The 14,805-nt window shown below is 33.9% G+C and carries 14 protein-coding genes; 9 read left to right on the forward strand and 5 right to left on the reverse strand.

Translation table 11 applies throughout. The features are described 5' to 3' along the window. Positions 1-68: 68 nt before the first annotated feature. The 4 genes from lnsB (at position 69) to HS848_RS08340 (ending at position 3,316) form a co-directional block, all read left to right on the forward strand. Positions 69-845, forward strand: a complete 777-nt coding sequence (lnsB, locus tag HS848_RS08325) for a CPBP family lipoprotein N-acylation protein LnsB (protein ID WP_198611968.1) — start codon at positions 69-71, stop codon at positions 843-845. Positions 846-902: 57 nt separating this feature from the next. Then, complete coding sequence (locus HS848_RS08330) at positions 903-1,706, forward strand: CPBP family intramembrane glutamic endopeptidase (protein ID WP_198611969.1); 804 nt, start codon at positions 903-905, stop codon at positions 1,704-1,706. A gap of 166 nt (positions 1,707-1,872) precedes the next feature. Further along, positions 1,873-2,535 (forward strand): ABC transporter ATP-binding protein, encoded by a 663-nt coding sequence (locus HS848_RS08335; RefSeq protein ID WP_198611970.1) that lies wholly within the window; start codon positions 1,873-1,875, stop codon positions 2,533-2,535. Next, entirely contained in the window at positions 2,528-3,316 is a 789-nt protein-coding gene (locus HS848_RS08340; protein WP_198611971.1) for an ABC transporter permease, read from the forward strand. Before HS848_RS08335 ends, HS848_RS08340 begins: the two co-directional genes overlap by 8 nt. A 60-nt stretch (positions 3,317-3,376) precedes the next feature. Here the strand turns inward: HS848_RS08340 and HS848_RS08345 are convergent, their stop codons facing one another. After that, a complete protein-coding gene (locus HS848_RS08345) occupies positions 3,377-4,843 on the reverse strand; it encodes a HAMP domain-containing sensor histidine kinase (protein WP_198611972.1) in 1,467 nt (488 codons plus the stop codon). Next, on the reverse strand, positions 4,836-5,513 hold the full coding sequence (locus tag HS848_RS08350) for a response regulator transcription factor (RefSeq protein ID WP_198611973.1): 678 nt from the start codon (positions 5,511-5,513) through the stop codon (positions 4,836-4,838). Before HS848_RS08350 ends, HS848_RS08345 begins: the two co-directional genes overlap by 8 nt. Positions 5,514-5,663: 150 nt before the next feature. On the opposite strand from HS848_RS08350, the gene HS848_RS08355 reads away from it, so the two are divergent. Then, positions 5,664-5,894 carry a hypothetical protein gene (locus HS848_RS08355; RefSeq protein WP_198611974.1) on the forward strand — a complete coding sequence of 77 codons (231 nt, stop codon included), beginning with the start codon at positions 5,664-5,666 and terminating at the stop codon, positions 5,892-5,894. A gap of 152 nt (positions 5,895-6,046) precedes the next feature. Continuing rightward, positions 6,047-7,222, forward strand: a complete 1,176-nt coding sequence (locus HS848_RS08360; protein ID WP_198611975.1) for an MFS transporter — start codon at positions 6,047-6,049, stop codon at positions 7,220-7,222. A 183-nt stretch (positions 7,223-7,405) separates the two neighbouring features. Here the strand turns inward: HS848_RS08360 and HS848_RS08365 are convergent, their stop codons facing one another. Together HS848_RS08365 and HS848_RS08370 are read right to left on the reverse strand one after the other, a co-directional pair. Then, positions 7,406-8,755: a carboxylesterase family protein gene (locus tag HS848_RS08365; protein ID WP_198611976.1), complete on the reverse strand. Its 1,350-nt coding sequence runs from the start codon at positions 8,753-8,755 to the stop codon at positions 7,406-7,408. Positions 8,756-8,857: 102 nt separating this feature from the next. Continuing rightward, positions 8,858-10,513, reverse strand: coding sequence for an APC family permease (locus tag HS848_RS08370; protein WP_198611977.1), 1,656 nt, complete (start codon positions 10,511-10,513; stop codon positions 8,858-8,860). Between the two features lie 186 nt (positions 10,514-10,699). Here HS848_RS08370 and HS848_RS08375 point away from each other — a divergent pair, with 186 nt between their 5' ends. Then, positions 10,700-11,299 (forward strand): YdeI/OmpD-associated family protein, encoded by a 600-nt coding sequence (locus HS848_RS08375; protein WP_198611978.1) that lies wholly within the window; start codon positions 10,700-10,702, stop codon positions 11,297-11,299. Positions 11,300-11,370: 71 nt separating this feature from the next. On the opposite strand, the gene HS848_RS08380 is transcribed toward HS848_RS08375, so the two are convergent. Then, positions 11,371-12,414, reverse strand: coding sequence for a 2,3-butanediol dehydrogenase (locus HS848_RS08380; RefSeq protein ID WP_198611979.1), 1,044 nt, complete (start codon positions 12,412-12,414; stop codon positions 11,371-11,373). Between the two features lie 428 nt (positions 12,415-12,842). Between HS848_RS08380 and HS848_RS08385 the strand changes: the two genes are divergently transcribed. Then, positions 12,843-14,150, forward strand: coding sequence for a betaine/proline/choline family ABC transporter ATP-binding protein (locus tag HS848_RS08385; protein ID WP_198611980.1), 1,308 nt, complete (start codon positions 12,843-12,845; stop codon positions 14,148-14,150). Next, positions 14,150-14,785: an ABC transporter permease gene (locus HS848_RS08390; protein WP_107508203.1), complete on the forward strand. Its 636-nt coding sequence runs from the start codon at positions 14,150-14,152 to the stop codon at positions 14,783-14,785. Before HS848_RS08385 ends, HS848_RS08390 begins: the two co-directional genes overlap by 1 nt. Positions 14,786-14,805: the final 20 nt, after the last annotated feature.

The raw sequence follows: 14,805 nt of genomic DNA on the forward strand, positions 1-14,805 counted from the left end.
ATTTAAAATATAAAAAAATAATTGGTTTTCTGTGGTAAGGTTAAGCAAAGAAATAGTTGAGGTGTGTTATGAGTAAAGAAGTTGTAGCGCGTGTGGTCCCGAGAAATCGGTGGGGGACCAACGACATTGTAAAGAAAGATTTTCTATTACTTCCTATTTACATATTTTTTCAAATACTAATGCCGATTATTATCGTCTTTGGAGTTCTAGGTGTGACGGCGATGATTACCCAAGATTCGCCACCTTTATATTTATATAATTTAACATTAAGCATTAGTTTAGTTATTGCACAGTTTATTGCAATTGGGGCGTTTTTTGCCTTGCATAAATATTATATTGCTGATGTTGCGCGACGCCAGTTGTATTATGTTAAACAACGTTACGTAGGAGTAATAGCGTGCGTAACTATCATTAGTTTGATTTTGTACTTTGGTTTTAATATGTTAGCACAATTTATCCCGTCGCCTTTTGGATATGAAAAGACGCAAGCACTCATTCGATTAGAAGGGCTATTTAATCATCCTGGGGCGATAATCTTTACCTTTGTGAGTATGGTAATCTTGAGACCTTTAGTAGAAGAGTTAATCTTGAGACATTTGATCATTCATGAACTGGGTAAAAAGTGGAATCTCGCACTCGTTGTTATTTTAAGTTTGTTTATTGAAGTCATCTTGCATGTATATGATTTAATTTCCCTCATGGAGATGATACCGTACATGATATTATCAATAGGAGCCATCGTCGTTTATTTATATAGTGGTAAAAATTTAGCTGCGTCTTATCTTTACCATAGCTCTGTACAATTGGTGATATTTATTATTACAATGGTTGAAAGGTTCTTTTAATATTTGAAAAGAGTTGTGTAACTTACTTTTCAAAGATAAGAAGAAAAGGAGAAAAATATGACTTCGGAATATAAAGATTCGCAATCACTTTCACAGAAGCCACAGTTGAAGAATGAATTTGCCTCTAAACGCGTAGTTAAACGTGACTTTTGGTTAATACCGGGATACTTAGGATTTAGTATGTTGTTACCAATTGTATTATCATTTTTTGTGATGCTATTTATGGTTTTATTAACAGGCAGCAGTTCTGAAAATGAATTTACGCGACAAGCCATGGGGATTAGTCAAGTATTCGCATTAATAGGCCAATGTCTGGTGTTGCTTTTATTTTACTTAATGCATCGTAAAACACTTATTCCATTGGCGATTCAACGGTTTAAAGATTTGAAAAAACATATCGTACTCATCGTTATCGTGTTCATTGCGATGTATTTATTAAATTATGCGTATGCGTTTGGGATGGAATTTTTACCTAAGAAATATCAGTTTGATGAGACGGAAAATAATAAGCAGATTATTCAATTATTCAAAACGACTTGGATTTGGCCGATACTCTTTTTAGATATTGTTATTATTACTCCGATTGTAGAGGAGTTATTGTTTAGACATTTAATTATTCATGAGTTAGGCAAGAAATTAACTTACGGCTTAATGTACGTAGTTTCAGTTGTATTTTTTGCAAGTTTGCATGTCATAAATGCAACTTCAATATTTGAAATAGGCCCATATTTGATTATGGCCACATGTTTCGTTGTAGCTTATCATTTCAGTGGACGCAATCTCGCCACGACCATTACGCTACATATGATTAACAACGGCATCTCCTATTTTACAATTGTTGGTATGATGTTGTGGAAATAAAATGATGACAGAGAAGTGGAAGAGAATAGCTCAAGGGACAAACTTGAGTTACACTCTTCCACTTCTTTTTTGTTATTATAAAGGAGAAAATTAATTAATATAAAAATTGTTTTTATGTAATGATTTAATTTGGTGTTGTAAATAATGATGAAGAGGAGGGACGGCTATGTTATTAGAAGTGAAACATCTTACGTATAAAGCAGATAGACGGGTTATATTAGACGATGTTAATTTTCAATTGGAAGCAGGAGAAACCGTAGCTATTATAGGCCCATCTGGAAGCGGTAAGAGTACATTTCTTAAACAAATCAACAACTTAATAAGCCCTACGAAGGGGGAGCTACTTTTCAAAGGAAAGCCTTATAATGACTATCCACCCGAAGAATTGCGCTCAAAAATTAGCTATTTAATGCAACAAAGCCAGTTATTTGGTGAAACGATTAAAGATAATATGGCGTTTCCCGCTCTTGCGCATGGAGATGACTTTGATGAAGAGAAAGCGCAACAATTGCTTGAGAAAGTCAGTTTAGGTCATTATCAACTTAATGATCGCATTGAACACTTATCTGGCGGTGAACGTCAAAGGATAACAATTGCGCGCCAATTAATGTATCGCCCGGAGATTTTATTGTTGGATGAATCGACAAGTGCATTAGATACGCATAATAAAGAAAAGATTGAAGATATTATCTTTGAATTAGCACGTGAAGGGGTCGCGATTTTATGGATTACACATAGCGATGATGAGAGCATGCGCTATTTTCAAAGAAGAATTACGATTACCGATGGACAGATTACTAAAGAGGAGAACTTGAATCAAGATGAGTAATACAGCCCTCTGTTTAACTGCATTATTACTGTTAATACCTATCTTTATTTCTTATAAAGAAGGCCTGCATATTATTAAAGATTTAGTTGTAGCGTCTATTCGTGCCGTCGTCCAATTGATTATTTTAGGCTTTGTGCTTCATTATATTTTTAAAATTGACGAAGCATGGATTCTTATTTTAGCCGTCCTTGTCATCATTGTGAATGCCTCATGGAACACAATTAACCGAGCGTCACCAGTTATGCATCATGTATTTTTCATTTCTTTTGTGGCTATTTTTATCGGTACAGCGTTGCCTTTAACAGCCACAGTATTGGCAGGCGCAATTGATTTCAAAGCCAACGAAGTTATTCCTATTGGCGGTATGTTGGCTAACAATGGATTAATCGCCATTAATTTAGCCTATCAGAATTTAGACCGTGCCTTTGTCAAAGATGTCACTGACATTGAGTCTAAGTTAACATTAGCTGCAACGCCTAAGCTTGCTTCTAAAGAATCAATCAGAGAAAGTATACGTCTAGCGATTGTTCCAACGATTGATTCAGTTAAAACATACGGATTAGTTTCAATTCCAGGTATGATGACAGGACTAATTATTGGAGGCACACCACCATTACAAGCGATTAAATTTCAATTACTCGTAGTGTTTATTCATACTACTGCCACTATTATGTCAGCTTTAATCGCAACATATTTAAGTTATAATCAATTCTTTAATGCGCGCCATCAATTAGTAGCACGCGAAGCCCCAATAAAAAGTGACGAATATGAAAATAAATGATTATTAAATATAAAAGGCAGTTTATCGTTCATATAGGCGAACGGTAAACTGCCTTGCGTGTTATTGTGGGTCTTCTTCACTGATAAGTACAATATGGAAATGAACTCCTTTAGAAATAGGAACAAGTTCAATATGCCCATTATGATAATTAACGGCATCTTGAATAATTGATAGTCCCACACCATGTTGTTCTTTATTAAGCTTTGAAGTATAGGATTGTTTAATTAATTGTTCAATATTATTTTTATCAATACCTTGACCATTATCTTTATAATCGATGACTAAATTAATGTCCTCTAGCGTAAATGTAATATCAATAGCTGGATTCTCATTATTATGTTCAATACTGTTATTAATTAAATTGATTAACAAACGCTCAAAATATAACTTGTTACCGTAAAATTCATCTTTTCCATTAAGGTTGAACGTAAGTGAAATAGCTTCATATCCAATAATAGATGTAATATGATCGACCGTTGATTTGATTGGAAAATGTTCTTTGTCCTGTTTCATTTGACGAGTTTCAGCATCGAAAGTGGTATTCAAGCTATCAATTAATTTACTCATGAATAGAGACTTTTCAACGATAAGCTGAACATACGGTTGAGATGATTCATCTGTTTGAATTAATTTAGAATAGCCGTAAATTGTAGTTAAAGGTGATTTTAAATCATGAGAAATTTGGCTAATCCATTTAGATTTATAGTAGTCAATTTGATTATGATAAATATTATTCGACAACATTTGTTGATTCAGTTGCGTTAACGAGGTATCTAATTCTGGATAAGTCTTACGCTTTTTCTTAATTTTACGTTTAGAAGTAGGTTGATGAAGCTTACCTTGTGACAGATTACCAATCCAATCAATATAGTACGATAACGGCTTTGTTAAACGTTTGGAAATAAAGAAAGCAGTTAACGCTACTAAAATTATATTTACAAGAATAAAAATACCTGTAATTTTAATGAAAGACATACTTGCCGGGTCCTTGAGTTCTAATGAAGAAGTATCTAATCGAACATTAGAATTCTTAGTAAAAGTGAGTTTTTCATTTGAAATATTATAATTATAATGATTGTAGTCTTGAACTTCGAGACTATCTAGCAATTGGTTTGGATCGATATCATCGCTATTACGTATAGTATAATTTTTAGTTCGATTACGATAAATATAAACTAAATAATTTCCGTGGTTAGATTTAACAGAATTAGCATCATTAATATTCTTAAGTATAATAGGCTTTATATTTTTAGACTTTAGATGTTTTGGATAGAGAATTTCACCATTCTTTTTAGAAATATAAAGGGAGGCATTCTGTTTTTTCGCTAAATTCTTTAAATTATCATTAGGTTGATCATTTATATTGGCAAGTTCTAAGTATTCACTACCAACTTCGTTTAAGTCATTATATAAATTAACAACAAGTGTATAAAACATAAAAAATACGAAAGCTACAGATACAATAAAATTAACAACAAGAAATATCGACATATATTTGAAGAATTTTATAATAAAGCGCTTATTCATATTGAGCTTCCTTAAACATATAGCCTTTACTACGCACCGTTTTAATTAACTTTGGCGCATTCGGCTCATCTTCTATCTTTTTACGTAATGTCCGGATATGGACCATTAGTGTATTATCATCAACGCCAGTATCATAGCCCCAAACTTTAGAATATAATTGTTCTTTTGTAAGTACTTGGTTTTTATTTTTAATAAGAAAAGTAAGTAAATTATACTCACGATTAGTTAGATTAATTAGCTGATTATGTATATAAACTTCCATACTATTAAAGTTTACTTTTAAATGTTGATAAGTATAAATCTCGTCTGAGTTATTCTTTAAATGGATTGATACCCTGTAATAAAGCTCCATTGGATCAAAGGGCTTTTTAATATAATCAACGGCGCCATTTTCAAATCCTTTATAAACATCAATGTGCGTCGTCTTCGCTGTAACTACTATAACTGCGGTATCTTTTAAATCAATGTATTTCAATAATTGATAACCACTTTCTGATTTTAAATTTAAATCTAACAACACGACTTGATAATTGAAATTTAGTAATTCTGTTTTTGCATCAATGATATTATCTACCGCAGTTACTCGCGTAATACCTTTTGTATTTAAAGATAATTTCATTAATTCATTAATATCTTTGTCATCTTCAATTATAAGAACCTCTTCATTCATTAATAACACCTCATTATTCATCTTATAAAACTTTTTGAGATTTAACTATTCTTGCTGTTATTATTTAAGGAAAAATTAAGGTAAATATAAGTTTGAATTAATCCATGAGGATTACAATAAAGCTAAATAATGAAGTGAAGGAGTATTAATATGAAAACTTTATCGCATTTTATTGGCTTTATAATAACTATCTTAGCTTTATACAATATTTTACGCTTTTTATTTACTCTCACAGAAAACCATTTCAACTTGAATTTCGGCATTGATATATTACTTCATAATAACTATGTTGTATATGGCACAATGGGATTACTAATACTATTAATTACTGTACAAGAAGTAATTAACCAATATTTAAAAGATAATAAACAAGTACATTAAAACCTTTTTGAAGAAAATTACAATTGAATATTATATAATAGAACAGTTATAATACTTGGAAAATAGTTTGTAGCTGTTTTTTTATTTTTAAGGGATCATATTTATTAATGAGCAAAATTTGTATAGATAACACAAAGAAAGGAGAACATAACATGTCTGTCATGCGTATAGTGACATTCATTATTAGTGTCTTTATCGTAGGCATGGTTGAAATGATGGTCGCTGGTATCATGAATCTTATGAGTGATGACTTAGGCGTTTCAGAACCAATTATTGGTCAGCTCGTTACGCTTTACGCACTAACATTTGCGATTTGTGGACCTATATTAGTTAAGTTAACCAACAGATTTCCTGCACGTTCAGTTTTACTATGGACGTTGGTAGCGTTTATCGTGGGTAACGGTATCATTGCGATAGCGCCTAATTTTACTATTTTAGTCATTGGACGTATTTTATCTTCAGCAGCCGCTTCTCTCATTATTGTAAAAGTACTTGCTTTAACAGCAATACTTACCGTTCCCAAGAATAGAGGTAAAATGATTGGCGTTGTCTACACTGGCTTTAGTGGGGCTAACGTCTTCGGTGTACCTATTGGAACAATGATAGGTGATTGGATTGGTTGGCGTTTTACGTTCGTCTTTATTATTGTAATCAGTCTTCTTGCTGGATTATTAATGTTGAAATACTTACCAACTACGGGAGAACTTAATGATGCGAATCGAATGTTTAATCATGTGACAGAAGACAATCAGTCGTCGTCTCGTATCTTACGTCCTGCAGAAATTGTGAAATACTTAGCGATTACACTGTTAATTCTTATTGCCAATTCTGTAACATTCGTCTACATTAATCCACTTATTTTGGAAAATGGTCATAGCATGGGATATGTATCATTAGCATTATTAGTGAACGGTGTGGCAGGTGTCGTAGGTACATCATTAGGTGGCGTCTTAGCAGATAAACTAACAAGTAAACGTTGGTTAATTATCGCATTTTCAGTATTTACCGTGATGATGTTAATCGTTAACTTAATACTTTCTACGACGGTCTTATTATTAATAGGACTCTTTATTTGGAACATCGTTCAATGGAGCACCAACCCAGCAATTCAAAGTGGGATTATTGAACATGTCGAAGGCGACACAAGCCAAGTGATGAGTTGGAACATGTCTTGTCTTAATGCGGGTATCGGTTTCGGTGGTATCATAGGCGGACTTGTGGTATCTAACATCTCTGTCGAAGCGGTCACATTAGTAAGTGCCTTTATAGGCTTATTAGGCTTAATCGTTGTACTTACATTGAAAAATTATCACTACGCTAAAAATTAATATTCAAAAGAGACTGAGCCATTAATATAAAAAAATGGTTCAGCTTTTAGTTATGGCAGTAGTTGTCTGAGATGAAGATGCGTCCAACTTGGACTTTCTTCATCTCTAGTCAACCTTGCCGGGGCGGGACTACGAAATCTTTGAAATTACATTAGATTTCTGTCACCGCTCCCTTTATTTTTATTAAATATATTTATGTGGTTGAGTGTGATGAAGGGTATAGGGCGCCCATGGCATGATACTGTTCTTCGCGAAATAGACTAAATCGTTCATCATTTGTTGGCTTAATACTTTTTCAGAAGTTAAATCTTTAACATCGTGTGCGTTTAAAATTTCCATTTTCCCAAACCAAAACACTAAATCTAAAATATGATACGCGCTATTGAAATCCGGCTGAGACGGTATTGACCAATCGAAACGTGCTAACCATTTATGAGGATTATCCTTCAAATTATCAAGAAATTGTAAGGCAGGCTGTTTGAAATATAAGTCTGTGACCACTTGCGCTTGTTGCTGCCCCGTTTGAGCTTCTTCAATATTAATTCTAATATTATTTAATTTCATAACATCTACAAATCGTTGAGGTGCTAATTTGCGCGATTCATTGCGGATATAACAATCTCCTTCATCCTGAGTATAACCAACCACGACTGGTTTAGTGAATGCGGATAGGGGACGGCACATTGTTGTATCATCAATAGGGGCATAAATAAGTTCCAATCCTTTAGATTTCCCTCTAACTCTTTCATCTTCTTCCATTAATTTTAGAATCTCATTAGCTGATAACTCTTCTATCTCTTTATTTGGAAAATGGTGCTCCCTTAAATTATCAAAATGTTGTGCTTTCAAATAGCCATTTTGTAGTGTGTCGAGTTGTAAAGTACCACTTAATAATATGACTTTTTGATAGTACATATCTAACTCAGGTTGTTGCATCAATGCCATGATACTCATACTTCCTGCAGACTGACCCATTAATGTAATGTTGTGAGGGTCGCCACCAAAGTCTTCAATAAAACGATTTGCCCATTTTAAAACATTAATTTGATCGGATAGCCCATTATTTTTATGATAGCTTTGATTAAAATAGGACCAGTCTAAATAACCTAAAGCGCCTAGGCGATAATTAAAAGTAACGACCACCACATCGTGTTGTTGAACAATATGTTCAAGCGTGTATAATTCGGCAGATCCATGACCATTAACAAAACCGCCACCGTAAAAGTAAATAATAACTGGTTTATCTTTAAGTTGATTATTTTGCGACCAAATATTTAAATATAAACAATCTTCGCTTTGTTTGAATGAGGCAGGTATAGAAGAAAAGAATGTTTCTAATTTATTATCAGGTTGGGGAGGAATATTTTGAAAAGCTGAAGCATCAATAATATTATCCCAAGTCGTTACTAATTCAGAGTGTTTGAAACGACGATATTCAGTAGGAGGGTAAGCATAGGGAATGCCTAAAAACATATGTAAGCCATCTTTTTCAATACCTCTAATACTGCCACCGTGAGTTTGAATTGTGACCATCTCATCACCACTTCCTATAAGCTATTTATCCTTACTTTACCATTAAAAAAAAGAAGCAAGACAGAAATCTAAATTAATCTCTGTCTCACTTCTAAATTTTACTTATTTCTCTGACTGTTGTTGATTAACGTCTTGTTGTGTTGTATCCATAGTATCTTCTTTCATTTTCTTATTGATACGTTTCGCACGTTTGAAATAAATACTTTCAAAGTGACTGATTGTACCAAGTTTATAGAAGATACACGCTAATACAATAATAACAATGAAATCGTAAGGGTAATGGATTAAATTGATACCATTAAATTCTTTACTACCAATAAATGACATTGTAGCTAAAAGAATTAAGTAAACGATAATCCATAAACTACCGCCGATTTGTTTTTTAGTATTACTCCAATTCATTTGATATTCATAGAAGAAATAAATTGGTAAACCTAAAATAATAATAAAGATAACTTCGGCAGTTGTTGGCCACATCGCCCAATAGATGGCTAGTGATGCTAAAACGAATGAGAATGGCGCCATGAATTTTAATAATGCACCTCGGAATGGACGGTGTAATTTAGGCCCCATCTTACGTAAAGCAATAACTGTCGTTGGACCAGTTAAATAAGCAACTAATGTTGCAGTTGAAATAACCGCCGCAAGTACGCCCCAATCACGGAATAACGTTACCATGATCATACTTACGATGGCATTAAAGATAATTGCCACACGTGGGATATTATATTTTGAATTAATTTTTCCTAAGAATTTAGGAATGTGTCCATTTTTCTCCATTGCGTGTAATACACGTCCTGTGATTGCGACGAATGATACACCTGTACCAAATGGTGAAACTACGGCTTCAATATAAAGTAAAATAGCTAACCAGTTTAAGCCTAATAGAATCGCCATATCAGCGAAAGGAGAGTTGAAATTAATACCGTGCCAACCGTGTTCGTGAATCATTGATTGTGGCATTGATGTGATAAATGTACTTTGTAAAGCTACATATAAAATCGCACTTAATGTTAAAGAAATTGCGATACCACGTGCAATGTTCTTTTCAGGATTTTTAATTTCAGAACCCATGTTAATGATTGTTTGGAATGCATTAAATGAGAAAATGATACCTGACGTTGTAGTAGCCGCAAAGATTGGCGCACTACCATACGGCATAAATTCACCTATTGATGAACCGTAATTACTCGTATCGAAACCAGAGATAATTAACATGATAATTGTTAATAAAGGTACGCCGAGTTTAAATATAGAAATTAAGCTTGTAAATGACGTTAATAATTTCACTGACCAATAGTTTAATAGTGAAAAGATGATAATAATCGCATAAACGGTAAATAGACCTATCGTACTGATAGTTCCATCGTGCATTAATGCAGATGTTGGCTTAGCCCAGTCCCAAGGCCAAGAACTAATATATTGAACGGCTGATACCGCTTCAATAGGAATGATGGTTACAAGTGATACCCAGTTTGCCCACGCTGCAATAAATCCTAGTAGGGAGCCGTGTGTGTACTGAGCATAGTTACTCATACCACCTGATTGCGGAAACATTGTTCCAATTTCGATATAGTTATATGAAATAGATCCGATGACGATAAACCCAATTATCCAAGAGATAATCGATGCTGGTCCAGCCACTGAAGAGGCTTCCCACGCACCAAAGAGCCATCCGGAACCGATTAAACCGCCTAACCCAAGTAAGACTAGTTGAGTCAGATTGATCTTATTGCTATCGTTGTTATTCTGTCCCATAAAATCTCCTTTTATTTCTTTTAATATTTATTAAAAATGACACAATATAATTATACGCTTATCAATAAATTAGTCAATTTATGATTTTGCGATTTTACAAAATATTGTGTTATTTATAGTTAATTAGAAATTATCATATTATAATGACTGTATTGTTTTAAAATTATGAACTAAAACATGTGTCACATGACTCAGAAACAGGCGAATGCTGATGTTTTAACATTTTTAGAAAAAGAAAGCCAATGGAAGGAAGCATATCAATATTTAAGAAATTTGATATTTGAAGAAACGGAGTTAGAAGAAACTTATAAATGGATGCATCCATGTTATACATTGAATGATAAAAATGTAGTATTAATCCATGGGTTCAAGCATTATGTAGCACTGTTATTTCATAAAGGGGCTATCCTAGAGGACCGTTATCAGACACTTATTCAACAAACTGAGAAGGTGCAGGCAGCAAGACAATTAAGATTTAATACGTTAGATGAGATTAAAGAGCGCCAAGAAGAAATTCTATATTATATTAATAAAGCGATTAAGGTCGAAAAAGCAGGTAAAAAAGTGGCCTTAAAACAGACTGAAGATTATACCATCCCTGAAGAGTTACAACATAAATTTGAAGACATGCCAGAGCTTGAAAAAGCATTTTATCAACTAACACCTGGAAGACAACATCAATATATTTACCATATTAGCCAAGCCAAACGTAGCCAAACACGACAAAACAGAGTAGATAAATATGTTGACCATATCTTAGAAGGCAAAGGCATGCATGATAAATAATTAAAAAGGCTTGGGGGTGTTTTCATTGAAAACGCCCTCAAGCCATTCTTTTGAATGATGCGTATTTAAATTTATCCGTTTAATTTAACGAGGATTTTAGCTTGTGATTTGTCATTCACTAATTGTTCGAATCCAGATTCAACAATGTTTTCTAATTCAATTTCGTCTGTAACTACGCTCTTAACGTCTAAGCTACCGTTCGCAATTAAATCAATTGTTTGTTGGAATGTAGTTGGTGAATAAGCAATTGTTGATGCTAAGTGTACACCAGAGTTAGTTAATAACATTGGGTCGAAGTCTACTTCGTGAGCGAAGATAGAAACGATAACAACTGTACCTCTAGGGCGAGTAACTTGTACTGATTGAGATAATGTTACGCCAACACCAGCTACTTCGAAAGTAACGTCTACGCCATTTTCAGTATGTTCATTAATGAATTCCACAGGGTTAGTATTACCAGAATTGATAACGTGAGTTGCGCCAACTTCTTTCGCTTTTGCTAAACGTTCTTCTGATAAATCGAAGACGAAGATTTTGCTTGCGCCAGCTGCTTTAGCTGCAACAACTGTTAATAAACCGATTGGGCCAGCACCAAAGATAGCCACAGTGTCACCAAATAGTAAATTACCTTCTTTAACGGCTTGTACTGCTACAGCTGTTGGTTCTACTAATGCACCTTCTTTGTCTGAAACATTTTCAGGTAATGTATAAACATTTTCTTCAGGAGCGTTAGTGAATTCTGCGAAACCACCATCTGAACCTAAACCGATGAATGAATAACCATCATATAAGTCTACACTTTCGTCTTTTTCACGTTTTGATACAGTTGGGTTAACAACAACGCGGTCGCCTTTTTTATATTTAGTTACGTCTTTACCAACTTCTTCTACAACACCTGCGAATTCATGACCTAACGTTACAGGCGCTTTTTGACCTAAGAATGGGTCAGGTTTATCTGTAGAAATAAAGACAGGTCCTTCTAAATATTCATGTAAGTCTGTACCGCAAATACCTGCCCACGATACTTTTACTTTAACTTCGTTGTTTTGTAATTGTTTAGGTTCGCGATCTTCCACACGAACATCTTTTTGACCATACCATACTGCTGCTTTCATTAGTAAAACATCCCTTCGTTAAATACTTACTACACTTATAGATTAATACTATTCCGATAAGAATTCAATTTAACCTATATAATTGGGAAGTATTATTTCGGATTATTGACAATTGTGTGAATTTTTAGTTATTAGTCGGATTTGAATTAGTAGTGCAATGTTTGTTAATATTTAAATGATTCATAAAAAAATAATTTGTGAACTTTTTTAATAGTTGGTATTACAAATGTTTCAAAAAATTATATAGGGTATATATTTATAAATGATGAAAAATTGATGATTTTCCGTTTGAATTAAAATTAAAAAATTAAAAAGCAAAGGCCATTAGGCTCTTGTTTGACTTATCAAGTATATGTTTAACAACGGGACTGTTGGCCTTTTTGTGTCCGGAAAATTTTTCATCGGGAATAACAAGAGGGGGAAATGGAATGACGCTAAGTGTGAAAAACTTAACAAAGATTTACTCTGGCAATAAAAAAGCAGTCGACAATATTTCACTAGATATTGAATCAGGCGAATTTATTGCTTTTATTGGGACAAGTGGTAGCGGTAAAACAACTGCGTTAAGAATGATTAACCGTATGATTGAAGCTACCGAAGGAACAATTGAAATGAATGGTAAAAATGTACGCAATATGAACCCTGTAGAATTGCGTAGAAGCATTGGTTACGTGATTCAACAAATTGGGCTTATGCCACATATGACTATTCGTGAGAACATTGTCTTAGTACCTAAACTTTTAAAATGGTCTAAAGAAAAGAAAGACGCAAAAGCTAAAGAATTGATTAAATTAGTAGACTTACCTGAAGAATATTTAGATCGCTATCCTTCTGAATTATCAGGTGGACAACAACAACGTATAGGGGTCGTACGTGCCTTAGCGGCAGAACAAGATATCATTTTAATGGATGAACCTTTTGGTGCTTTAGACCCAATCACTCGTGATACCTTACAAGACTTAGTTAAAGAATTACAACAAAAATTAGGTAAAACATTTATCTTTGTTACACATGATATGGACGAAGCGATTAAATTAGCAGACCGTATTTGTATCATGTCGCAAGGTAAAGTAGTGCAATATGATACACCAGATAATATTCTTAGAAATCCGGCAAATGACTTCGTGCGTGAATTTATCGGTCAAAATAGACTGATTCAAGATCGTCCAAATATGCGAACTGTTGAAGATGCGATGATTACGCCGGTTACAGTCAAAGCTGATGACTCACTTAACGACGCAGTAAATATAATGAGAGAGCGTCGTGTAGATACACTGTTTGTAGTGAATAGTCATAATCGTTTATTAGGATTCTTGGATATTGAAGATATCAACCAAGGCTTACGTCACCATAAAGAATTGATAGATACGATGCAACGCGATGTCTATAAAGTACATATTGATTCTAAGTTACAAGATTCTGTACGCACAATCTTGAAAAGAAACGTTAGAAATATTCCAGTAGTAGATAATGACAATACGTTAATAGGTCTTATTACACGTGCGAACCTTGTTGATATTGTGTATGACTCAATTTGGGGCGAAGAAGACCAAGACACGACCTTGTCAGATTCACATATGAACGATGTTGAACGTGAAAATGAACTAGGCAATCAAGAGAAGAGAGATCTTGATAAACAAAATAATAAAGATGCAACGGATAAACAGAAAGATGTTACAGATAGATTGGACACACACGACTTAGATGAAACACATGAGTCAGGAGTTGATCGTTAATGCGACAATTTTTTCAAGAATATGGAAGTCAGCTCGTATCGAAAACGGTTGAACACTTTTATATCTCAATCATCGCATTACTCATTGCGATTGTCGTTGCGGTACCATTAGGCATCTTATTGTCTAAGACGAAACGAACTGCGAATGTAGTGCTGACGATTGCGGGCGTGCTTCAAACCATTCCTACGTTAGCCGTATTAGCCATTATGATTCCAATCTTTGGTGTAGGTAAAACACCAGCAATAGTTGCATTATTCATATATGTATTATTACCAATCTTAAATAATACTGTGCTAGGTGTGCAAAATATTGACAAAAATATTATCCAAGCCGGTACGAGTATGGGTATGACGAAATTACAACTTATGAAAGACGTTGAATTACCATTGGCTTTACCATTAATTATTAGTGGTATTCGCTTATCAAGTGTTTATGTGATTAGTTGGGCAACACTTGCCAGTTATGTTGGTGCCGGTGGTTTAGGCGACTTAGTATTTAATGGTTTAAACCTTTACCAACCACCAATGATTATTAGCGCAGCGATTCTAGTAACATGTTTAGCATTAATTGTAGACTTTTTACTTTCTTTAGTTGAAAAATGGGCCGTGCCTAAAGGACTAAAAGTATCTAGATAATAAGGGAGGATATCTAATTT

It is taken from the genome of Staphylococcus caledonicus (assembly GCF_016238465.1).
Lineage (GTDB): Bacteria > Bacillota > Bacilli > Staphylococcales > Staphylococcaceae > Staphylococcus > Staphylococcus caledonicus.

Coding starts and splice junctions, on each gene's coding strand:
- HS848_RS08360 (WP_198611975.1), top strand. CDS start 6,047: ATGTCTGTCATGCGTATAGTGACATTCATTATTAGTGTCTTTATCGTA.
- lnsB (WP_198611968.1), top strand. CDS start 69: ATGAGTAAAGAAGTTGTAGCGCGTGTGGTCCCGAGAAATCGGTGGGGG.
- HS848_RS08380 (WP_198611979.1), bottom strand. CDS start 12,414: ATGAAAGCAGCAGTATGGTATGGTCAAAAAGATGTTCGTGTGGAAGAT.
- HS848_RS08355 (WP_198611974.1), top strand. CDS start 5,664: ATGAAAACTTTATCGCATTTTATTGGCTTTATAATAACTATCTTAGCT.
- HS848_RS08330 (WP_198611969.1), top strand. CDS start 903: ATGACTTCGGAATATAAAGATTCGCAATCACTTTCACAGAAGCCACAG.
- HS848_RS08350 (WP_198611973.1), bottom strand. CDS start 5,513: ATGAATGAAGAGGTTCTTATAATTGAAGATGACAAAGATATTAATGAA.
- HS848_RS08335 (WP_198611970.1), top strand. CDS start 1,873: ATGTTATTAGAAGTGAAACATCTTACGTATAAAGCAGATAGACGGGTT.
- HS848_RS08390 (WP_107508203.1), top strand. CDS start 14,150: ATGCGACAATTTTTTCAAGAATATGGAAGTCAGCTCGTATCGAAAACG.
- HS848_RS08345 (WP_198611972.1), bottom strand. CDS start 4,843: ATGAATAAGCGCTTTATTATAAAATTCTTCAAATATATGTCGATATTT.
- HS848_RS08340 (WP_198611971.1), top strand. CDS start 2,528: ATGAGTAATACAGCCCTCTGTTTAACTGCATTATTACTGTTAATACCT.
- HS848_RS08375 (WP_198611978.1), top strand. CDS start 10,700: ATGACTCAGAAACAGGCGAATGCTGATGTTTTAACATTTTTAGAAAAA.
- HS848_RS08385 (WP_198611980.1), top strand. CDS start 12,843: ATGACGCTAAGTGTGAAAAACTTAACAAAGATTTACTCTGGCAATAAA.
- HS848_RS08370 (WP_198611977.1), bottom strand. CDS start 10,513: ATGGGACAGAATAACAACGATAGCAATAAGATCAATCTGACTCAACTA.
- HS848_RS08365 (WP_198611976.1), bottom strand. CDS start 8,755: ATGGTCACAATTCAAACTCACGGTGGCAGTATTAGAGGTATTGAAAAA.